General features: G+C 67.4%; 23 protein-coding genes. 16 read left to right on the top strand and 7 right to left on the bottom strand.

What is annotated here, in order from left to right; genetic code table 11:
* Nucleotides 1–127 precede the first annotated feature (127 nt).
* From ACQPW1_RS25620 to ACQPW1_RS25610, 3 genes are all read left to right on the top strand, one after another.
* Nucleotides 128–412, top strand: a complete 285-nt coding sequence (locus ACQPW1_RS25620; protein ID WP_433654048.1) for a ribbon-helix-helix domain-containing protein — start codon at nucleotides 128–130, stop codon at nucleotides 410–412.
* Nucleotides 409–816 carry a hypothetical protein gene (locus ACQPW1_RS25615; RefSeq protein ID WP_433654047.1) on the top strand — a complete coding sequence of 136 codons (408 nt, stop codon included), beginning with the start codon at nucleotides 409–411 and terminating at the stop codon, nucleotides 814–816. The genes ACQPW1_RS25620 and ACQPW1_RS25615 overlap by 4 nt, the downstream gene beginning before the upstream one ends.
* Before the next feature lie 294 nt (nucleotides 817–1,110).
* Nucleotides 1,111–1,305, top strand: a complete 195-nt coding sequence (locus tag ACQPW1_RS25610) for a hypothetical protein (protein ID WP_433654046.1) — start codon at nucleotides 1,111–1,113, stop codon at nucleotides 1,303–1,305.
* A 59-nt stretch (nucleotides 1,306–1,364) separates the two neighbouring features.
* Here ACQPW1_RS25610 and ACQPW1_RS25605 read toward each other — a convergent pair whose 3' ends face one another.
* The gene (locus ACQPW1_RS25605) at nucleotides 1,365–2,249 is read right to left on the bottom strand and encodes an LLM class F420-dependent oxidoreductase (protein ID WP_433654044.1); all 885 of its coding nucleotides are present in this window, start codon (nucleotides 2,247–2,249) and stop codon (nucleotides 1,365–1,367) included.
* Between the two features lie 140 nt (nucleotides 2,250–2,389).
* On the opposite strand from ACQPW1_RS25605, the gene ACQPW1_RS25600 reads away from it, so the two are divergent.
* The 3 genes from ACQPW1_RS25600 to ACQPW1_RS25590 all read left to right on the top strand — a co-directional run bounded on the left by ACQPW1_RS25600 (nucleotide 2,390) and on the right by ACQPW1_RS25590 (nucleotide 4,529).
* Nucleotides 2,390–2,698: a nuclear transport factor 2 family protein gene (locus ACQPW1_RS25600; protein ID WP_433654043.1), complete on the top strand. Its 309-nt coding sequence runs from the start codon at nucleotides 2,390–2,392 to the stop codon at nucleotides 2,696–2,698.
* A gap of 72 nt (nucleotides 2,699–2,770) precedes the next feature.
* Nucleotides 2,771–3,913, top strand: a complete 1,143-nt coding sequence (locus ACQPW1_RS25595) for an alkaline phosphatase family protein (RefSeq protein ID WP_433654041.1) — start codon at nucleotides 2,771–2,773, stop codon at nucleotides 3,911–3,913.
* Nucleotides 3,914–4,205: 292 nt separating this feature from the next.
* Nucleotides 4,206–4,529 (top strand): hypothetical protein, encoded by a 324-nt coding sequence (locus ACQPW1_RS25590; protein WP_357388822.1) that lies wholly within the window; start codon nucleotides 4,206–4,208, stop codon nucleotides 4,527–4,529.
* Between the two features lie 41 nt (nucleotides 4,530–4,570).
* Here the strand turns inward: ACQPW1_RS25590 and ACQPW1_RS25585 are convergent, their stop codons facing one another.
* Nucleotides 4,571–4,993: an MmcQ/YjbR family DNA-binding protein gene (locus ACQPW1_RS25585; protein ID WP_433654039.1), complete on the bottom strand. Its 423-nt coding sequence runs from the start codon at nucleotides 4,991–4,993 to the stop codon at nucleotides 4,571–4,573.
* Nucleotides 4,994–5,549: 556 nt separating this feature from the next.
* On the opposite strand from ACQPW1_RS25585, the gene ACQPW1_RS25580 reads away from it, so the two are divergent.
* From ACQPW1_RS25580 to ACQPW1_RS25570, 3 genes are all read left to right on the top strand, one after another.
* Nucleotides 5,550–6,767, top strand: a complete 1,218-nt coding sequence (locus ACQPW1_RS25580) for a transcriptional regulator (protein ID WP_433654038.1) — start codon at nucleotides 5,550–5,552, stop codon at nucleotides 6,765–6,767.
* A gap of 177 nt (nucleotides 6,768–6,944) precedes the next feature.
* Nucleotides 6,945–8,462, top strand: coding sequence for an acetaldehyde dehydrogenase ExaC (gene exaC / locus ACQPW1_RS25575; protein ID WP_433654036.1), 1,518 nt, complete (start codon nucleotides 6,945–6,947; stop codon nucleotides 8,460–8,462).
* Nucleotides 8,462–8,860, top strand: coding sequence for a DUF779 domain-containing protein (locus ACQPW1_RS25570; RefSeq protein WP_433654035.1), 399 nt, complete (start codon nucleotides 8,462–8,464; stop codon nucleotides 8,858–8,860). The genes exaC and ACQPW1_RS25570 overlap by 1 nt, the downstream gene beginning before the upstream one ends.
* A 167-nt stretch (nucleotides 8,861–9,027) precedes the next feature.
* Here the strand turns inward: ACQPW1_RS25570 and ACQPW1_RS25565 are convergent, their stop codons facing one another.
* Entirely contained in the window at nucleotides 9,028–10,581 is a 1,554-nt protein-coding gene (locus ACQPW1_RS25565) for a succinic semialdehyde dehydrogenase (RefSeq protein WP_433654034.1), read from the bottom strand.
* 239 nt (nucleotides 10,582–10,820) lie between these two features.
* Here ACQPW1_RS25565 and ACQPW1_RS25560 point away from each other — a divergent pair, with 239 nt between their 5' ends.
* From ACQPW1_RS25560 to ACQPW1_RS25540, 5 genes are all read left to right on the top strand, one after another.
* On the top strand, nucleotides 10,821–13,190 hold the full coding sequence (locus tag ACQPW1_RS25560; protein WP_433654033.1) for a sensor histidine kinase: 2,370 nt from the start codon (nucleotides 10,821–10,823) through the stop codon (nucleotides 13,188–13,190).
* 2 nt (nucleotides 13,191–13,192) lie between these two features.
* Nucleotides 13,193–13,618, top strand: coding sequence for a roadblock/LC7 domain-containing protein (locus tag ACQPW1_RS25555; RefSeq protein WP_379291384.1), 426 nt, complete (start codon nucleotides 13,193–13,195; stop codon nucleotides 13,616–13,618).
* Nucleotides 13,615–13,989 carry a DUF742 domain-containing protein gene (locus tag ACQPW1_RS25550; RefSeq protein ID WP_433654031.1) on the top strand — a complete coding sequence of 125 codons (375 nt, stop codon included), beginning with the start codon at nucleotides 13,615–13,617 and terminating at the stop codon, nucleotides 13,987–13,989. The genes ACQPW1_RS25555 and ACQPW1_RS25550 overlap by 4 nt, the downstream gene beginning before the upstream one ends.
* A complete protein-coding gene (locus ACQPW1_RS25545) occupies nucleotides 13,970–14,569 on the top strand; it encodes a GTP-binding protein (protein WP_433654030.1) in 600 nt (199 codons plus the stop codon). The genes ACQPW1_RS25550 and ACQPW1_RS25545 overlap by 20 nt, the downstream gene beginning before the upstream one ends.
* Before the next feature lie 62 nt (nucleotides 14,570–14,631).
* A complete protein-coding gene (locus tag ACQPW1_RS25540) occupies nucleotides 14,632–14,832 on the top strand; it encodes a hypothetical protein (RefSeq protein ID WP_433654029.1) in 201 nt (66 codons plus the stop codon).
* A gap of 2 nt (nucleotides 14,833–14,834) precedes the next feature.
* Here ACQPW1_RS25540 and ACQPW1_RS25535 read toward each other — a convergent pair whose 3' ends face one another.
* The 3 genes from ACQPW1_RS25535 to ACQPW1_RS25525 all read right to left on the bottom strand — a co-directional run bounded on the left by ACQPW1_RS25535 (nucleotide 14,835) and on the right by ACQPW1_RS25525 (nucleotide 16,362).
* On the bottom strand, nucleotides 14,835–15,329 hold the full coding sequence (locus ACQPW1_RS25535; protein ID WP_433654028.1) for a hypothetical protein: 495 nt from the start codon (nucleotides 15,327–15,329) through the stop codon (nucleotides 14,835–14,837).
* 31 nt (nucleotides 15,330–15,360) lie between these two features.
* Nucleotides 15,361–15,762, bottom strand: coding sequence for an NUDIX hydrolase (locus ACQPW1_RS25530; RefSeq protein ID WP_433654027.1), 402 nt, complete (start codon nucleotides 15,760–15,762; stop codon nucleotides 15,361–15,363).
* Nucleotides 15,763–15,882: 120 nt separating this feature from the next.
* Nucleotides 15,883–16,362 (bottom strand): winged helix-turn-helix transcriptional regulator, encoded by a 480-nt coding sequence (locus ACQPW1_RS25525; RefSeq protein WP_433654026.1) that lies wholly within the window; start codon nucleotides 16,360–16,362, stop codon nucleotides 15,883–15,885.
* A 54-nt stretch (nucleotides 16,363–16,416) separates the two neighbouring features.
* Between ACQPW1_RS25525 and ACQPW1_RS25520 the strand changes: the two genes are divergently transcribed.
* Complete coding sequence (locus ACQPW1_RS25520) at nucleotides 16,417–17,223, top strand: acyl-CoA thioesterase (RefSeq protein WP_433654024.1); 807 nt, start codon at nucleotides 16,417–16,419, stop codon at nucleotides 17,221–17,223.
* A 15-nt stretch (nucleotides 17,224–17,238) separates the two neighbouring features.
* Nucleotides 17,239–18,705 carry an MFS transporter gene (locus ACQPW1_RS25515; RefSeq protein ID WP_433654023.1) on the top strand — a complete coding sequence of 489 codons (1,467 nt, stop codon included), beginning with the start codon at nucleotides 17,239–17,241 and terminating at the stop codon, nucleotides 18,703–18,705.
* 792 nt (nucleotides 18,706–19,497) lie between these two features.
* Here the strand turns inward: ACQPW1_RS25515 and ACQPW1_RS25510 are convergent.
* Complete coding sequence (locus ACQPW1_RS25510) at nucleotides 19,498–20,604, bottom strand: winged helix DNA-binding domain-containing protein (RefSeq protein ID WP_433654022.1); 1,107 nt, start codon at nucleotides 20,602–20,604, stop codon at nucleotides 19,498–19,500.
* Between the last annotated feature and the right edge of the window lie 8 nt (nucleotides 20,605–20,612).

The raw sequence follows: 20,612 nt of genomic DNA, 5'->3' as shown, positions 1-20,612 counted from the left end.
TTCGATCCGGGATCTGCTCCTGCCCGTACTGCACGGGGCGTGTGCAATCCCGCCGGGAACCTGCTCTGGCGCAAACCCGCCTAGCGCACCCCTCGCTGGCGAAACTCAGCCGCGATACAGTCTTTGTATGGCGTCTCGGGAGCAGAAAACACGGAAAGTCACCGTCACGCTGCCCGACGAACTCCTCGCGACCCTGGAAGCCTGGCGGGCGGGCGGACGCATCGAATCGGTCTCGGCCTTCGTCTCCGAGGCCGTCCAATCGCGGATCAACCGCGCGCAGTCGCTGGCCAAGCTCGAACAAGTCCTCGGCGGCCGCCCGCCGCTGGACCTGATCAACCGCGCCCGCGCCGCGCAGGGCCTACCCCCGTTATCCGAGGAAGAGGCAGGCGGCCCACACGCCGGCGCCGCGTGATCACCGCGGCACTGGGCGGTGTCGTATTCGACACCGCCGCCGTCGTCGGGTTCGCCAACCAAGCCAACTACGCCCAAGCCGTGGTCTGGGCCACCGTCAACGCGGGCAACACCATCGTCGTCCCCGCCACCGTCCTCGGCGTCGCGCGCGCCCACATCGCCGCCGACCGCCTCGACATCCTCGCCGCACTGCTCGAACTACCGCACACCATCGTCCCGGTCTTCGACCGCGCCGCCGCCGAACGCCTCGGCACCGCCCTCGCAGGCAGCGCGAATGCCGAGGCACTACTACCCGCCGGCCACGCCACCCACGAAGCCATCGCCCGCGACTGGCCCTGCCTCACCGCCCGCCCGAAGAAGCTGCGCCAACTCGACCCCCGCGTCATCATCGACCCGCTGCCCTGACAACCTGACGCGGCCCGCAGCCGCCACCGCACGGCTGTCGATCTCTCGCCCACGAAATCGTCGACGATTCGGCCCGCGCGAAATCAGAAGGTGCGCGCCATGACTCGGCAGCACGACCTCGGAGCGGTAGCGCGATCACCAGGGCGCGCTGCTCGAGCACGGTGATGTAGCTCATCCACTTAGGATCTGTCAAATCGGGGCGGTAGGTTTCTCGCCGGAACCTTCCGGTGGCGGACTGCAGCGGTGACAAGAGCGGGGTGCACTCGGATGCTCCCTGAAGTAGAGAGCGATGAAATGGCTCAACCGAAGACGTCGACTTTGGTCGGTCTGACGGTGGTGGCGCTGTGCGCCATCATCATCGGCCTGGTAGCGGGAATCGTCGCCGGGCTATCCGGTACCGAAGTCCCGAACGCAATCCTGGTGGGCGGCGGCGCCGCCATGACTGCGTCGGGGGTGGGCATCGCGGCTCTCAAGGTCCTACTACCCTGAGTCACCAGAACCTTTGTGTCGCACCGGTCTCCGAGTCGGCGAGGGCGACAGGCCCGATCTCAGCGCAGCAACTCGATCACTGGCGCGAACTGCTCCATGCTGTGCTCGAGCACGGTGATATAGCTGAAGCCGTAGCGATCGCGGTGCGCGCGGACGCGGTCGGCGATCTCTTCGGGGGTGCCGATCAGCAGGGTCGGCAGGTCTTCGGGATTGTCGGCGACGTCGTCGGGTAGGGCGGGGCCGAACAGTTCGAGTACGGCGGTGCGTTCTTCCGGTGGCACCACGCGCTGGATCAGGATGTTGAACTCGACGCTGTCGGCGCGGCTGCCGAGCAGACCGCGCACGTAGTCGACCTTCTCGCCGACTTCACCGACTCCGGCCAGATGCAACGGCCCGCCGTTCTCGGTGGCCGACGCACCAGGGAAGGCGATGATGTCGGCGTGTTCGGCGGCCAGGCGCAGCAACCGGTTACCCCAGCCCGCGATCAGCAGCGGCGGCCCGGACGGTTGCGCGGGACGCGGCTGATACTCCGGATCGGAGAACAAGGTGCGCAGAGTGGTGACGGTGTGTTCCAGATGTGCGACGCGCTTGCCGCCGCTCTCGAAAGGGATACCGGCGGCCTCGAATTCGGCCTGCACATAGCCCGCGCCGAGACCGATCTCGACCCGGCCGTCGGTGAGCTGATCGGCACCCGCGATATCGCGCGCCAGCAGCACCGCATTGTAGAACGGCGCATTGAGCACGAAGGTGTTCAACCGCACCCGCTCGGTCGCCTCCGCGGCCACCACCATCGACGGGAACGGCGCCGGGCAGCCCAGATGATCGGCCACCCCGATCACGTCGAAACCCAATTCCTCAGCCCTGCGGCATTTCTCGATCCAGTTAGCCCTGGAGTCCGGGGTCACCATGTTGACACCGAAACGGAATGCACGCTGCGCAGTCACCGTTCCTGTCTACCAGCAGGCGGCGCGCGGCAACAGCACAGTCATCCCGGCACCGGTTCCCCTTCTGCCCTAGAGTGGACGCCAGAGATTTGCTGAACGACTGCTGATGCTCCGCCACCTGATCCGAGAGAGGTAACCAGATGACTGAGCTAGATCCCGTGGTGCAGGAATTCGTCGACGCGCTCAACGCCAACGACCAGGACCGGCTCTTCGCCGCACTCACCGACGACGCGACCATGTCCGACGACGGCGTGGAACGCAATGTCGGCCAGTGGACCGACTCGGAGGTCTTCGGCAGCAACGGCCACATGAACGTCGAGTCCATCGGCGACGGCGGCACCGAACTCGTTGCCGACTACACCAATTCCCGCTGGGGTTCGATGCGCACGAGCTGGCGGTTCACCGTGCGCGACGGCAAGGTCGCCCGCTTCGAAACCGGCCAGGCCTGAACCGGCGCGACGAAAGCCCGGCCGAGGTTATGAGCTTGCCTGCGCCGCACCGATCTTGAGAGTCTGAGCCTCGTGTTCAACGCGCCCCGTTACGGTACGGGTTCCCTGGCCGATCTGTTCCCTTCGCTGCTCGCCGGATTCGGCGTGCCCGGCGAGACCGATCGGCTCGGACTCGGCATCACCGCCGACCGGGTCTGTGTGCTGCTCATCGACGGGCTCGGCGCGAGCGCATTGGCGGCGAACTCCGGTGCGGCGCCGTTCTTGTCGGACCTGACCTCGGCCACGCTCACCGCCGGATTCCCCAGCACAACCGCCACCAGCCTCAGCTCCCTCGGCGTCGGTGTGCCACCCGGCGAGCACGGCATCGTCGGCTACCTGCTGCGCGTGCCCGGCCAGGACCGCCTCATCAACACGCTGCGCTGGCGCCCGCACGGCGAAGGCCCCCGCGTCGACCTGCTCGATGAGCTGGTTCCCGAGCAATTCCAGCCCACCGCAACGGTATTCGAACGCGCCGCCGCACACGGCATCACCGTCACCCAGGTGGCCCCGAGCTATCAGAACGGTTCCGGACTCACCCGTGCGTCGCTGCGCGGCTGCGAATTCCGCGACAGCTTCTCCGTCGGCGACCTCATCGACGGCATCGGCATCGCGCTCCGCACCGGCAGCCGCTCGCTGGTCTACGCCTACCACGCCGACCTCGACACCACCGGACACGCCCGCGGACCCGCATCGGACGCCTGGCTCTTGGAACTGGCCCACGTCGACCGCATCGCCGCCGAGATCGCCGAACGCCTGCCACCCGGCGCCGCGCTGCTCGTCACCGCCGACCACGGCATGGTCGAACTCGACGACCGCATCGACTTCGACCACCACCCTCAACTGCGCGACGCGGTACGCCAACTCGGCGGGGAACCCCGTGCGCGCCATGTCTATACCGAACCCGGCGCCACCACCGACGTCACCGCCGCCTGGCGCGAGATCCTCGGCGCCGACTTCGCCGTCCTCCCACGCGCCGAGGTGATCGAGCGCGGCTGGTTCGGCCCCACCGTCGCCCCGCACATCGCCGACCGCATCGGCGACATCGTGGTCGCCGCCCAAGGCACGGCCGGCATCATCCGCAGCGGCGCCGAACCCATCCAATCGATGATGATCGGCCACCACGGCTCCCTCACCCCCGCCGAAGTAGACATCCCCCTCTGCACCTTCCGTTCCTGAACACTGGACGCATGATCACGAGGAACTGGGTGTCGGCATCGCGCGAGAAGCCAACAGCACCAGTTCCCCCTGATCATGAACGCGCCGCCCGGCCTCGAGGATCCGCACCCTAATCTCGGGATCTGCACTCGCTTTAGGGCCCTTGAGGCAGTGCAGATCCCGAGATTAGGGTGCGGCTGTTGCCAACCGCGACCCGCCGGAGGCCGGGCGGGCGCAACGGGTGCGCGGGGGGCTCTAGGCTGAACAGCGATCGCCGCGGATAGCCGCGCGACGAAGCATTCAGGAGGAGCACATGAACGCCACGCTGTCACGGACCGGACGAACCGGCCTCGCGATCGCGGCGGTCGCCCTGATGCTCGCCGGGTGCACCGACGTCCAGCGCGCACTCAATCGCGGCGGCGACACCCCGTGTAGCGAGTACGTCAAGCAGAACCAGGACGACAAGCGCATGACGATCACCAAGTTCGTCAAACAGCAGACCAACGACGACCACGAGCCCGCGGGCACCGTCGTCGACGCCACCATGGTCTCGGTCGACGTCCTGTGCGGCGGCCAGCGCAACGCCGAAACCCCCATCAAAAACGCCGACGTCGCAGGCATTTTCATCAACAAGTGAGCTGCGGTGCAGTCGATGCACCATCACATCGACTGCACACTTCACTTGGCCGGATGCGCGGCCGACCAGTCGGTCGCCCGCTTACGTGACGCCCGAGCCAGCCAAGCGTCCTGCACCACCTCGGACAACTCACCGAGGCTGAGCTCACCGATCCGGCTGCCGCGCACCAACACCGACGGATGACCGTCGAAATGCGCGGTAGTGAAGAACGGCAGCCCTGGATCCTGCACCAGCGCCTGCTTATCCGACTCCGACGGCACCCAGAACACGATCACATCGGCATAGCGCTCACCGGTATCCACATCGAACGCATCCGGTCGCGGAGTACGAAAGAACACGAACGACTTACCGCCGACCTGATACACCGGATTGCCCGCGGGCCCGTCGACCCGCGTCACATGTGGCATGCCGGTGGCCAGTTCGTGCACGTCGGCGACCTTGGCCCGCCGCGAAACGGTAGCCATACCAGCAGCATAACGGCGCAACTGCGGAGACGAGCCGAGGGCGCGGTGTACACCACGTGGGCGAAACCGCAGCCTTTCATCATGGTGGCCGCGCACATCGCGCACGCCGGACCTGGTCGGCGCACCGGCCTAGCGCGGCCACACCGCTCCCAACGGCAACGCACCCTCACTCCGCCGGGCGCCGAACAACCAGCCCGCCGCCGAATCCCCACTAAGTGGAGCCGATTCGAAGGCAACACACCTACTGTGCCGCCCTGGACGCTTGATCATGGGAACTGGTGTCGGCATCGCGCCCGAGAAGCCAACAGCGCCAGTTCCCCCTCGCCACTCGGGCGGCCGACGACCACGAAGCCGAAAGCGCTCGAGGCCCGCGGCAGCAGCGGGTCGCGACGTCGGTCGAAACAGACCGCGCGACCCCGCAGCCCGCCACGCCGATACAACCCCAACCCCTGACATGGGGACCGTTCGGTTTGCCCCCAAACCCTCCCGCTCCTGTCGTGCGTACGCCAGAATGAGAGAGCGAATGTGAGCTCACACGACGATGGGGTTCCCCGAAGTGGCACAGTTCCGCACCCTGACCCAGCAGCGGGCCGAACTGGAGAAGGAGTGGGAGCGCTGGGCGACGGCTCCGAATATCGCGACACCTCCGGCCCGAACGACGTTGCTGCGCACCGACGTCGCACAATCCTGGCAACGTTCGCTGCACACTGTCGACCCGGCGGTCACCGTCGCGCCCGGCCTGGACGACATCGGCGACACCTGGTCGCGGTCACCGCTGCGCACCCCGATCACCGAGCTGTCCGCCGACCTGCGCGGCATCACCGAGGACGCGGGCTACCTGGCCGTGGTCACCGATGACGCGGGCACCATCATGTGGTCCTGCGGCGACCGCACCCTGCGCAGGCAGGCCGAGGACGTGAACTTCGCTCCCGGCGGCTGCTGGGACGAAACCCACATGGGCACCAACGGCCTGTCCCTCGCCCTGCACGACGACCGCCCCTGCTCGGTGTTCTCCGCCGAACATCTCGTCGCCGCCCTGCACGGCTGGGTCTGCTACTCCGCGCCGATCCACGCCCCCGACGGCCGACAGGTCGGCGTGCTCGACCTGTCCAGCTCCTGGGACCGCTCGCACCCCGCGGTGATGACCTCGGTGCGCGCCCTGGTGACCGCCGTCGAAACCATGCTGCGCGCCGCCCAACCCGCGCCCACCCCAGGTGTGCGACTCGAATGTCTGGGCACCGCACGGCTGTTGCGCGACGGCCGCCCCGTCCCGCTGCCGCCACGCCAGCTCGAGATCCTGGCCCTGCTCGCCCTCGAACCCGACGGCTTCACCCCCGAGCAACTACACGCCGCCGTCTACGGCGATCGCGCCGTCTCCACCAGCACCCTCAAAGCCGATGTCTCACACCTGCGCCGGGCCACCGGCGGCGAGATCACCAACCGCCGCTACCTGCTTACCGGCCCGGTCGCCTGCGATGCCGTCGACTTGCTGGCCGCAGTCGCCGCTGGGGACACGACCTCCGCGGTGTGGCTCTACCGCGGCCCGCTGCTGCCCGGCTCCGATACTCCCGGCGTGGTGCAGTGGCGCGCGTATCTCGATGTGGGCGTGCGCAATGCGGTGCTGGCCAGCGACAGAGCCGAACACGCGGTGGCCTTCGGTGAACGCGCGCCCGGCGATATCGAGGTGCACGAACACGCCCTGCGCCTGCTGCCCCTCGACGACGTCCGCCGCGCCGTGGTCGCCGCCCGTTTGCACACCGCGCTGCGCACCTGAACCCCGCAGGTCCGAAGGTTGAAGATCACGGCTGCGCCTCGCTAGCGCTCGGCTCCGTCGTGCCCTAGGCGCTGTGTCTTCGGTTCGCTCGCTGACGCTCGCTCACACCACCAACCTCGCACCAACCTTCACCGTCCATAGTTGCCCTCTCAGAGTAAATCTGTGAGGAGCGAAGCCATGATCTACGCCAGACCGGGGTCCGACTCCGGCATAGTCAGCTACGCCACCCGGTACGACAACTTCATCGACGGCGACTGGGCCGCACCCATCGAGGGACGCTATTTCGACAATGCCTCGCCGGTCGACGGCGAAACCTTCTGCACGGTAGCCCGTTCCAGCGCCGCCGACATCGACCTGGCCCTGGAGGCCGCACACGCCGCCGCGGGCCGCTGGGCCGCCACCTCGCCCGCCCAGCGCGCCGCCATCCTGCACCAGATCGCCGACCGCATCGAGGCCGCCGTCGAACCCCTGGCCGTCGCCGAAACCTGGGACAACGGCAAACCGGTCCGCGAAACCCTGGCCGCCGACCTGCCCTTGGCGGTCGATCACTTCCGCTACTTCGCCGCCGCCATCCGCGCGCAGGAGGGCAGCGTCGCCGAAATCGACGGCGACACCGTCGCTTACCACTTCCACGAACCCCTCGGCGTGGTCGGGCAGATCATTCCGTGGAACTTCCCGATCCTGATGGCGGCGTGGAAGATCGCGCCCGCGCTGGCCGCGGGCAACTGCATCGTGCTCAAACCCGCTGAGCAGACACCGGTCTCGATCCTGCTGGTCATCGAGTTGATCGCGGACCTGCTGCCGCCCGGAGTGCTCAACGTGGTCAACGGATTCGGCGTCGAAGCCGGAAAGCCCTTGGCGTGCAGCGCACGGGTGGCCAAGCTCGCATTCACCGGTGAGACCACCACCGGGCGCCTGATCATGCAGTATGCCAGCGAGAACATCGTCCCGATCAGCCTGGAGCTGGGTGGCAAGAGCCCCAACATCTTCCTGCCCGACGTGCTCGCCGACGACGACGCCTACCTCGACAAGGCGATCGAGGGTTTCCTGATGTTCGCGTTCAACCAGGGCGAGGTGTACGCGTGCCCGTCGCGCGCGCTGATCCACTCCTCGATCTACGACGAGTTCCTGGCGCGCTGCGTGGCCCGCACCGAGGCGATCATCGGCGGCGACCCGCTCGACGACACCACCATGATCGGCGCCCAAGCCAGCAACGACCAATACGAGAAGATCCTGTCCTACTTCGACATCGGCAGACAGGAGGGTGCCCGCGTCCGCACCGGCGGCGAAGCACGCAAGGTCGAGGGACTACCCGGCGGCTACTACATCCAGCCCACCATCTTCGAGGGCAGCAACACCATGCGCGTGTTCCAGGAGGAGATCTGCGGACCGGTAGTCGCGGTGACCCGGTTCGACACCGTCGAGGAAGCGGTGCGCATCGCCAACGACACCCTCTACGGCCTCGGCGCGGGCGTGTGGACCAGGGACGGCAACACCGCCTACCGGATGGGCCGCGCCATCAAAGCCGGCCGGGTGTGGACCAACTGCTATCACGCCTTCCCCGCGCACGCCGCGTTCGGCGGCTACAAGAAATCCGGCATCGGCCGGGAAAGCCACAAGATGATGCTGGATCACTATCAGCAGACCAAGAACCTGCTGGTCAGTTATTCACCGACGAAGCTGGGGTTGTTCTGATGCAGCAATCTCGAACCCACCGCGTCGCCATCACCGAGAAGGCCCGGACCGTGTTGCGGCAGTTGATCGAATGCCACGGCGCGGTGCTGTTCCATCATTCCGGCGGCTGGTGCGACGGCAGCTCACCGATGTGTTTACCGGTGCGCGAGTTCCGCGTCGGCAGCGCGGACGTGCTGCTGGGCTATCTGCCCTGGCACACCGAATTCTGGATGAGCGCCGAGCAATACGAGGTGTGGAAGCACACCCACATCACCGTGGACGTGGTCAGCGGGCGCGGCAGCCACTTCTCCCTGGAGGCGCCCGAGAACGTGCGTTTCCTCATCCGATCGCGGCTGCTCACCGACGAGGAGGTGGCCACCCTGCCGCCGCCGCGCACCGGTGCCGATCGGATGACCTAGAACCCTCGGATCTCCGAGCCCGCACGGTCGAACCGGACGACCAGACGGCACGGGCGTCGCTCCGCAATCGCCGCGGCCATGTGCGGATCGGAGGACAACGGCTCCCGTCGGGGAAACCGGCGGCGGCGTCCGCCGGGTGGCGCACGACCACCCGGCGGACGCCGGTATCACCGACCGGGCAGGAACCGCAGGCTGCGGGTGACCGTCATCAGGAACCGCTGCCACTTGTCCTGCGAAATCATCGGCGGCGCATCCAGATTCATGAACCGGGTGACCACGACGGTCTGCGGCTCGGTGAACTTCAGCAACCCGTCCGGGCCGTGCCTGCGACCGACACCGGAGATGCCCATGCCGCCCATCGGCGCGGCCGTGCTGCCCCACGCGGGGGCGTAACCCTCATCGACACACACCGTGCCCGCGTGCAGCTGCGCGGCGATGCGCTCGCCCTCGGACTTGCTCGCCGCCCACACGCTGGCGTTGAGCCCGTACTCGGTGTCGTTGGCCAACCGGATCGCCTCGTCGACGGTGTCGACCGGGTAGATCGAGACCAGCGGGCCGAAGGTTTCGTTGCGCCCGCACTCCATCTCCTCGGTCACCTCGGAGAGCACCGTCGGCTCGAAGAACAGCGGACCCAGATCCGGGCGGGCCTTGCCACCGGCGAGCACCTTCGCGCCCTTGGAGGTGGCGTCGGCGACGTGCTTGGTCACCGTCTCGAGCTGCGCCTCGGAGATCAGCGAACCGATATCGGCCGAATAGTCATAGCTCGCACCGAGTTTCGCGGCATTGACCGCGGCGACGAACTTCTCGGTGAACTCCGCGGCGATCGAACGCTCGACATAGAGCCGCTCGATCGAGATGCACAGCTGCCCGGCGTTGGAGAAGCACGCGCGCACCGCGGCCTTGGCGACCTTGTCCAGGTTCGCGCCCTTGGCCACGATCATCGGGTTCTTGCCACCGAGCTCGGCCGAGAAACCGATCAGCCTGCGTCCGCACTGTTCGGCGAGGGTGCGCCCGGTCGCGGAGGAGCCGGTGAACATCAGGTAGTCGCACTTGTCGACGATGGCGGTGCCGACCACGGTGCCCGGCCCCGGCACGACGGCCAGGAGATCGCGCGGCAGCCCTGCGCGGTACAGCAATTCGGCGTTGGCCAGCGAGGAGAACGGTGTCTGACTGTCCGGCTTGACGACCACCGCGTTGCCCGCGATCAGCGCGGGAATCGAGTCACCGATCGAGAGCAGCATCGGGTAGTTCCACGGCGCGACCACGCCGACGACACCCTTGGGCTGGGTACGCACCGAGGTGCGGTTGAGGACCGGGAACGCGCCCGGAACACTGTGTGGGGCAAGCAGATTCGCCGCGTGCTTGGCGAAGTAGCGGGCCGCGAAGATCAGGCCCATGATCTCTTCCTGCGCCGCCCAGCGCGCCTTGCCGGTTTCTGCCTGCACCACATCCATCAGGAACTCGCGGTTCTCCACGATCAGCGCCCGATACCGCTCCAGCACCGCGGCGCGATCGGCGGCCGACCGCGCGGCCCAGCGCGTCTGCGCGGCCTTCGCCTTCTCGAACGCGGCGGCCACATCCTCGACGGTGCCCACGGGCACGCTGCCCAGCGTCGTGCCGGTGAACGTCTCGGCGATCGTCTTGCGCGGGCGATCCTCGGGCCGGTCGATCGCGGCCAGCGCGCTCAGACGGTCGAAGACTGCGGCTTCCGGCGCGGGCATCGTTGCCTCCTACGTGTGTGTCGATGCGATCTCATGTAACCGCGAGGTACACACAATCTACGCCGGACATGCCCTTCTCAGAAGCCACCGCCCGGCACGTCGGCGGCAATTCGCGCCCTTTTGGCGGAATATGCCGACTCCGGCGGGCCTCAGCGCGGTCGTGGCGGCAAAGTCAATTCCAGTCCCACTCACCGGGACACAACGGCCGTGCGGTCCGTTTTGTGGTTTAGGTTGTGCCGATGTTCAGAGCGAGGCTCGGGGTTCGTACGCGGATTCTGGCAATCGCGCTCATTCCGAGCTTGACTCTGCTTGTAGTCGGCGTGGGCGCAGCGGGGTATCTGGTAGCCGAGGGGACCAAGGCCAAGGAATGGGCGGTTCAGAATCAGAACGCCATCCCGCACACCAGGGAGTTGATGGAGGCGGTCCAGCAGGAACGCCGCCTGACCCTGGCCCAGCTCGCCGGTGACGACACCGCGCCCCCGGCGCTGGCCGCGGCGCGGATCCGCCTCGACGGTGCCATGCGCGGGCTGATCGAGGCGTCGACAGGTCTGCGCGAGGTCGACGATTCCAAGATCGGCGACGACGTCGCGGGGTTCAACACCCTGCTCAGCCAGATGACCCAGGTGCGGATGGCCACCGACGCGGGCCAGCTGCAACCCTCCGACGCGTACATGTTCTACAACCGCATCCTCGACGTCATCTCCGTCGGCACCGAAATCGCCGAACAGTCCGCCCCCGACACCGAGATCGGCGTCGCCATCGCCGACGGCATGCGCTTCCTCAACGTCGCCGAGTCGATGGCGCGCAGCAACGCCCTGGGCGTCATGCTCGCCACCACCAACGGGCCCACCCCGATCCCGATCGAGGAGTTCCTGCGCCAGGTCGGCTTCTACCACAACGAAATCGGGAACCTGTCCACCGAATTCCCCTCCGGGCCCATGCATCACCGACTACAGCAACTCACCGGAAGCAACGCCTGGCAGCAGCTCTCGCAGATGGAAACCGCGCTCGCCCAACGCTATTTCGCCGCACAGGCGAACGCGGCGAACAGCGCCAACAGCTCCAGTGGATCGAACTCCTCCAGCAGTAGCTCCGCCGGCACCGCCAAGCAGTCGTTGCAGACGCTGCCGCTGTCGACGACGGACTGGCAGAACGCCGCCGCCGAGGTGAACCGCTCCCTGATCGATGTCTGGATCTCCCAGAACCGGCGCTCCCAGGAACTGGCCGAGGACAAAGCCAATACCTCCGCCGCCAACTCCCTCTACGCCGGTGGCGGCGTCCTGGTCGTCTCCATCGCCGCGTTTCTGATCGCACTTGTCCTGGCCAACAGGATCATTCGCCGCCTCAAGCGCCTGCGGAAGCAGACCTTCGCCCTCGCCGACGAGCGACTACCCGAGACCATGCGCAGGCTCAACGAGGGCGAAACCATCGACCCCGCCGCCGAAACTCCGGTCCTGGACTTCGGTCACGACGAAATCGGCCAGGTGGCAAGGGCTTTCCAGCACGCGCACGCCGCGGCCATCGGCGCCGCGGTCGCCGAGGCCCGCACCCGCGAAGGCGTGAAAGCGGTGTTCCTCAACATCGCCCACCGCAGCCAGATCGTGGTGCACCGCCAGCTCGAGATCCTCGACGAAGCCGAACAGCGCCAAGAAGATCCGGCCATGCTCGACACCCTGTTCCGGCTCGACCACCTGGCCACCCGCGAACGCCGCAACGCCGAGAATCTCACCATCCTCGGCGGCGGCCAGCCCGGCCGTCAGTGGCGCAACCCGGTCCCGCTGATGGACCTGGTGCGCAGCTCGGTCGGCGAAACCCTGGACTACGCCCGGGTTCGGGTGTCGCGGCTGCCGGAGGTGCACGTCGTCGGCACCGTCGTCGCCGACCTCATCCACCTGCTCGCCGAACTCGTCGACAACGCCACCGCCTTCTCCCCGCCGCAGTCGCGAGTCGAGGTCAGCGGCAACGTCGTCGGCAAGGGTGTGGTCACCGAGATCAGCGACCAGGGCATGGGCATGTCCGACTCCGAACTCACCCGATTGAACGACATGTTGCGCACCCCACCGGATTTCGGTGTCGCCGCGCTCTCGGCCGACTCCCGGCTCGGACTGTTCGTGGTCGCTCAGCTCGCCGTGCGCCACGGTGTCACGGTGCGGCTGTCGGAGTCCGACTACGGCGGCATCAAGGCGATCGTGCTCATCCCCTCCGCGCTGATCGTCAACGAATCCATCCCCGCGCCAACACCTTCGGAGCTGACCGACCCCGGCCGTCGTCGGCGCCTGACCGCCCCGATGACCGCCGAACCCGTCGAATCCGCCCAGCCGGTCACCGGTTCGGTCTCGACGCTGGCCATCGAATCCCCGGCGCCCTACAGCCCGCGCCCACACCTGCCACCCGCGCCGCACCCCGACAGTGACGGCCGCCCCGCCCTGCCCCGCCGGAGCAGGCAAACCAATCTGGTACCGCAACTGGCCGAGCCCGCACCCGAGCAGCCCGCCCCCGCGGCGCCCGCTCGGTCCGCGGAACAGGCGCGCGATCTGATGTCCGCCATCGAGAACGGGACCAGGCAGGGCCGACGCTCCGCCGGCGTCCCGGACGAACAGGAAGGTTAGGGGTGTCCTCTTCTCCCACAGGTGATCTCAATTGGCTGCTCGACGATCTCGTCGACCGGCTGGCCGGGGTGCGCCACGCGGTGGTGCTGTCCACCGACGGACTCTTACTCGGCCGCTCCAGCGCGATGACCCGTGAAGACGCCGAACACTTCGGCGCGATGTCCTCCGCGCTGTACGGACTCGCACGCAGCGCGGGCAACCGATTCGACGGCGGCGGCGTACGCCAGGCCGTCATCGAACTCGACCGGGCCGTGCTGTTCGTCACCTCCGCGGGTGACAACGCATGCCTTGCGCTGCAAGCGATCGAGTCCGCGAACCTGGGCATGGTGGCCTACGAGATGAACCTCACCGTCCAACGCGTCGGCAACTACCTGTCCACCACGCCACGGCGCGACCTCGTCGGACAGGGTGAGTCGAATCTGCCATGACCCACCCGCGTGAGCCCTGGTTCGACGAAGCGGCAGGCCCGCTGGTCCGCCCCTACGCCGTCACGCGTGGGCGGACCACCGGAGGCGGTCCCGAACTGGACATGCTCACGTCGGTGGTCACCGACGAATCGGCGAGCCCCTCGCGCCGGATGGAACCCGAATACGCCGATATCCTTCGGCTGTGCCGTGTTTCGCAATCGGTGGCCGAAGTGTCGGCACAGTTGCGTTTACCGCTCGCGGTGACGAAGATCCTCGTCGGCGACCTAATCGGCGACGGGCAACTCATATTCCGTGCTCCCGTCCCGACGGAAGCCGGGCCCGAAGACCTCAACATATTGCGAGCGGTACTGGATGGAATCCGAAAACTTTGACCCCAGCGGCACGCCGCACCTGGCCGCCTCGGTCAAGATCCTCGTCGCCGGCGGGTTCGGTGTCGGCAAAACGACGATGGTATCGGCGATCAGCGAGGTCGCGCCCCTACGCACCGAGGAACTGATCACCGAGGTCAGCACCGGCGTCGACGATCTGTCCGGCGTGGAGCAGAAGACAACGACCACGGTCGCACTGGACTTCGGCAGGCTCACCATCGACCGAGACTTGGTGCTCTACCTGTTCGGCACGCCCGGACAGGACCGGTTCTGGTTTCTATGGGACGAGCTGGCTCGCGGCGCGCTAGGCGCGGTCGTGCTCGCCGACACCCGGCGCCTCGGCAATTCCTTTGCCGCCGTTGACTTCTTCGAACGACGGCGGCTGCCGTTCATCGTCGGGGTCAACTGCTTCGACGGGGCGCCGGTCTACACGATCGACGAGGTGCGCGACGCGCTCGATCTCGACCCCAACACCCCGGTGCTGCTGTGTGATGCCCGTGATCGTGGGTCGTGCAAGACGGTGCTGATGACCTTGGTGGAACACCTCATCGAACGCGTGCAGCGTCCGGCCGTCACCACCTGAGCAACCGACAGCCCCGACAGCTCGGGGCTGTCGGGGTTTCACCGTTCGAAGGGAGTCGGGTTATGCGGATCGAGCGAACCGTTGCCGCCGTGGTCGTTTCGGGCGCACTGGTGCTGTCGGCCGCGGCACCCGCCGTCGCCGCACCCGAGGCCGCGCCGGTGGCGCAGGACTCCGGGTCGGCCACCTACGCACGCGAATTCGTCTTCCTCGTCGTGTGCTTGCTGAAGGGGCAGTTCGTCGGCTCGACGTTCCCGCTCTGCTGAACTCACGCCTGGTGTAGCCAGGCGACGAACAACAGCACGCCCCCGGCGCACACCAGCACCGCCGCCGCAACCGGCCAGCGCGGCCCTACGCGCCCGAGAACGGCGCGGGTGAGGTTCACCTGCAGCGTGCCCAATCCGGCGAGCACCAGCAGCCACACGGGCACCAGCGCGGCACCGATCAACAGGTGCACCGACCACGCACCGGCCAAAGTCGGCCCACCCCAGGCATTCGCGTAGCTGTCGGTGAGCAATGGATACAGGGCGCCACGCACCGCGCCGAGCACGGCAAGGAACACGAAGAACCAGGTCACCACCGCGAGCGCGCCACTGACCATCGAGTGCCACACCGCACGCACTGCCGAATACCTACGCGGATTGACGGATTCGCCAAGCAACCGCCGAGGCACCCGTAGCCGGGGCGGGACCGGGCCGACCGCCAGCGGCAGCGCCCACAGGGCGAAGGCCGCCGCGCGCAGCCATGCCGGGACCGAACTCATACCGCCGACGGTAGCGCGTTGTGCCTGTGGCTCAACGCAGTTGGCCCGCATCCGCGAGATCGTCGAACAGCAGTTGATCCACCGGCGGGACCTGAGCGCGATCGGCGTAGCTGAACCACGCCATCTCCTCGATCTCGCTGCTGGCCGCGAGGGTGCCGTGGTAGTCGGCGGTGTAGCAGCTCATCCGCACGACGAGGTTCTGTTCGGGGGCGTGCACGGCCTCGTAGGTGCCGACGTGGGCGACTGTCTCGGGGAGCAGGGCGACGGTGAGTTCTTCTTCGATCTCGCGGACCAGGGTTTGCAGATCGGTTTCGGCGCCCTCGCGTTTGCCGCCGGGGATGTAGAAGACGTCCTTGCCGCGTGGGCGTGCGCACAGGATGCGTCCGTCCTCGATTCGCACCCATGCCACTGTGTCGATCAGCCGCGCGTTCACCCACGCACCCTAACCATCCGTCGTGGTGTGCGGCGAACTCGACACCAATGAGTCGACTGCTGATGGCCAGGGCCTACTGCGAGTCGGGAGTGAGTGCCTGGGCCAACCTCGGGTCGGGACCTAGTGGACGGGCACCGGGAGCAGCGCCGGGGTCTTGGCGCCGGGGCCGAGGACGGCTTGCAGATCGGAACCGGTGACGTGTTCACCGCAGTGCGAGCAGACCGGTTCGATCACCGCGGTGCGCCCGCAGTCCTTGTGCACAACCTCCAGCGGCGGACCGTCCGGAGCGGCCCACTCATCGCCCCACTGCCGCATCGCGTTCACGACCAGCCACAGCGAACGACCCTTCGGGGTGAGGCGGTAGTCGTGGCGAACGGGGTTGTCCTGGTAGGGCTCTCGGGTCAGGATGTCGTGCTCGACCAGGTGCTCGAGGCGTTGGGTGAGCACGTTGCGGGCGATGCCGAGGCGGTCGCGGAAGTCGTCGAAGCGGGTCACTCCGAACAGCGCGTCACGCACGATCAGCAGCGTCCACCACTCGCCGACCACCTCCAGACACTGGGCCAGCGAGCAGTTCATGTCTTCGAAGCTCGTCCTGCGCATACCGCACAGCATAGTCGGTTGCTTCATAGAACTCACTGGCTTATGGTTCGTTGCATGATGCAACTCACTGCGCGGTCGGTCAGCGACGCGTTCGCGATCGTCGAGACCGATTACCGCGTCTGGCAGGCGCACGTGGACAAGTCGTGGCGCGGCTGGACCGGTCCGCACGGCGGGGTGATCGCCGCACTGCTCATCGAGGTGGCCCGGCGTGCGGGCGGCGGTGAGTTGCCGGTGCGCGCGGTGGATCAGCGGTTCCTCGGGCGACCGACCGAGGGCGCGTTCACCTTTCGGGCCACCGTGCATTCGGTGGGGCGCAGCACTGCGGTGGTCGACGTGCAGGCCTTTCAAGGCCCGGGTGTGATCGCTTCGGCGTCGATCACCTTCGGCCGCACCATCCCGACGGGCGTCGCCGAGCACACCGGGGCCGTCGCGCCCGAGGTAGTCGCACCTGAGCAATGTCAGAGCTTTGCGCTGCCGCCCGAAATCGTCCCGGTAGGAGCGCATTTCGACATCCGGCCCGCGGCGGGTCCACTGCCGTTGACCGGCGCGGCCGAATCCGTGATGTGCGCTTGGATCGCGATAGTGCCCGGAATGCCGACCGACGCGGCGACGTTGGCGATCCTGGCCGACGCGTTGCCGCCCGCCTTCTTCCCCACCCTCACCGCGCCCGTCGCGGTGCCCACCGTCGCGTTATCGATGCACCTGCACACCGATCTGCTCGACTCCGCGCCGCAGCCGGTGCTGGTGCGCACCACCAATGTCTCCACCGGTGGCGGCTGGTCCGTCGACGACATCGATATCTGGGATCGGGGCGGCCGAATGCTGGCCTCGGCCAGGCAAACCCGCCGCGTGCTCGGCTGAATCGGAGAGATCGTCATGACCTTCACCCCGAACGCTCGGCCTGCCGCCGATTCCCGGATCGTGTTCGCCATCGTCTCGATCGGCGTCCTGCTGTCGAGCCTGGACCTGTTCATCGTCAATGTCGCACTGCCCGACATGGCCACCGATTTCGGTGGTGCCGATATCGCCGGATTGTCCTGGGTGCTCAACGCGTACGCGATCGTGTTCGCCGCGCTGCTGGTGCCCGCCGGACGTCTCGGTGATCGCGGCAGCAACCGGACCACCTTTCTGATTGGACTCACGGTGTTCGTGATCGGGTCCGCGTTGTGCGCGACCGCATGGGATGTCGGATCGCTGGTCGGATTCCGCGTATTGCAGGCCATCGGTGCCGCCATGCTGATCCCCACCTCGCTGGGTCTGGTGCTGGCCGCGACCGCACCGCAGCGGCGGCCTGTCGCGGTGCGGCTGTGGGTGGCCTTCGGCGGACTCGGTGCCGCGCTCGGCCCGGTGCTCGGTGGGATTCTGGTCGAATTCGGTTGGCGCTGGGTGTTTCTGGTGAACGTCCCGTTGGGCATCATCGCCGTGGTCCTCGGGCTGCGGTTGCTGCCCAACCCACCCGGAGACGGTGGACGCCTGCCGGATCTGTTCGGCGCGCTACTGCTCGTCGGCACCATCGGGGCGTTCATCCTCGCGCTGGTCAAGGGCGAAGACTGGGGATGGTCCTCAGGCGCGGTTCTCCTCGCTTTCGCCGTCGCCGTCCTGCTCACGATCGCCTTCGTCGTCTCCTCGGCCCGGCACCACAGCCCCGTCGTCGACCCGGCGTTGCTGCGCGCGCCCAATTTCGCACTCATGGCCGGGAATTCGATCTTCTTCAACATGGCCTTCGGCGCGATGCTGCTGTCCTCGGTGCTCTGGGCGCAGAACGTCTGGGGCTGGTCGGCCCTGCGCACCGGCCTCGCCATCGCCCCCGGCCCCCTCGTCGTCCCGATCGTGGCGATCCTGGCGGGCAGACTCATCGCCCGCATCGGCGCGGGCCCCGTCATCGCCGCAGGCGGAATCACCTTCGCCGCGGGCATGCTCTGGTGGGCCCAGGCCATCACCCTGCACCCCGACTACCTCGGAGGACTCCTCGGCGGCATGCTCGTCAGCGGACTGGGCGTCGGCCTCAGCCTCCCCACCTCCTTCGCCGCCGGCACCAGCGGCCTCCCACCCCAACGCTTCGCCACCGGCTCAGCGGTCCTGAGCATGGCCCGCCAAATCGGCCTAGCCCTCGGCGTTGCCCTCTTCGTCGCAGTCCTCGGCACCCCCGCCGGCCCTGAGGCGACACTCGACGCCTTCCATCGAGGCTGGTACGTCACCGCCGCCGTCGCGGTGCTCGCTGGTCTCATCGGATTGGCCGCCAAGATGCCGCAACCTGCTGTGCGGCAGCCGGATTCGTTGGCGGCCGGGTCACCCACGGACCCTCGCCAACCACAGGTCTCGACAACTCCCGCACCAAGCTGAAGTCTTCGCCCTGGGCAAAGCGCCACGGCACCCCACCGCAAGATCTGCCCTCTGTCTCGGGATCCGCACCGAAAATAGGGCCCAGAAGCCGGGCAGATCCCGCCGACAGCGGTGCCCACCCCTTCGTTGCCAAGCCGCACACCCTTTGTGTGAGCCACACACCCCCTATACCGGGTGTGCGGCTCACACAAAGGGTGTGCACTCCCCTTTCGACCACTCGCCCGACAGGAAAGTCTCGAAAACAGCACCACAGCCAGGCCCCACGTCGAAAACCACCACCTCACCCAGGCCGCGGAAGAGCAAGTCGGGGACCCCACCTGACGCGCTCAGCACTACTCGGGCATCCCACGAACTGCCGAAAACCTTGGGGCAGTACACCATCGGACTTCTCTGAGCACGCGACCTCGGATCAGTGCACCTAGAGATCCTGGGGAATGTGCACCTACCGGGTAGGTACTTCCAAGGACTCCCAAGCAGAGCAGTCCATAGAAGCTGAAGACCTACCCACGTTTTCCCGCGAGTAGTGCTGAGCGCGTCGTGTGCCGTACCCGGCTTTAGTTACCGGTCAGGTGCGCAGCTTGGAAGTTCCAGCGTGGTCATCTGGCTGTGGTTACGTCACAAGCGCTTCGGACAAGAGCGGATAGTCCGCGGTCTGCCCTCGAGGGAGCGATGAGGTGTCGGCGCGCATGAGTTGTGCAGGTGCGCTCGAAATTGCTAGCAATTTCGTGCGCAGCCTGCGAAAACGAGCGCGGGAGGTGGCTTTCGCAGCGTTGAGAGGTGCTCGGGTACGCCTTATGCGGCGCGGACTGTCAGGGCGTCGCGGCCGAGGACCGCGCCGAGATGATCGACTGCGGCTTTCAGACCCTTCTTCGGCAATGGCGCACCGTCGAACATGGATACGGCGATCGCGTCGTCGGCGAGTTCCCGCGTGCCGACGATGCGGCCGCCCGCGACGACGATCGGGGAGATCCAGCCTGCGGTGCGGCTGACCTTTGCGCGGTGATCACCCGGCAGCAGCACGGTATCGCCGGTGCCGGGGCCCAGGACGTACTGGTCGAAACCGCCGAGCAGGTGGACCGATTTCGTGGGCTTGGTCGCGGCCAGTTCGTCGAGGTGTTCGCTCAGCACGTAACCGTGGCGGCCTTCCACTTCGACCTCGACGAGGGTGTCCCCCAGTTCCGAAAACCAGCGGCGCAGTACGGTTTTGCGCAAGCTGCCACGACTGAGCCAGGCGTCGAACGTTTCCGGAGTCGCAGGACCGTAGGCGCCGAGGTAGGCGGTGATCGCCAGTGAAGCTGCCGCATCGGGTTCAGGCAGGCCGGGCCAGTCCTTGATCAGTTGTGCAGGGTTCGCGAAGGTGATCTTCGTGCCCTGGGCCGGGCCGTGGCAGATCGCGCCTTGCCAGGCAAGAGGTTTCAGCAACGCACCCCAACCGGAGCGCAGTTGCTCACCGAGCCGATGGAAGGCGGGATCGGCCAGCAGGGCGTCGACCAGTTCCTCGCGAGTGAGCACGGAACCGTCGAGGACTCGGCGCAGCTCCTCGGTCAGTGCCGCGACCTCGGCCGGTGAGGCGCCGAAGTTGCGCTCCCACGCCGGTTTCTCCCAGGTGCGCGCCGAGGCGAGCAGAGAAAGGCAGGCGGCGGCGAGATCTGGAGTGAGCGCATGCAGGGTGCCGCGCATCGCCCACGTTTTGATCAAGGTGCCGTCGTTGAGTGCACCGACCAGCGCACCGGCCTCCGGCACCGAACTGCGCAGCGCCACCGCCATTTCCGCGGCCGAGGTGACCTGCGCCTGCACACCACACAACCGCGCGACGATCTCGGACACGCTCGCCGCTCGCGGCTCGACATACTGCCGCCGCAACCGCCACGCGAAAACCTGATCCCAAGTGAGGCGCACGGGATCGT

It is taken from the genome of Nocardia sp. CA-128927 (assembly GCF_050955855.1).
Lineage (GTDB): Bacteria > Actinomycetota > Actinomycetes > Mycobacteriales > Mycobacteriaceae > Nocardia.
This window is presented reverse-complemented; position numbering and strand designations above follow the sequence as displayed.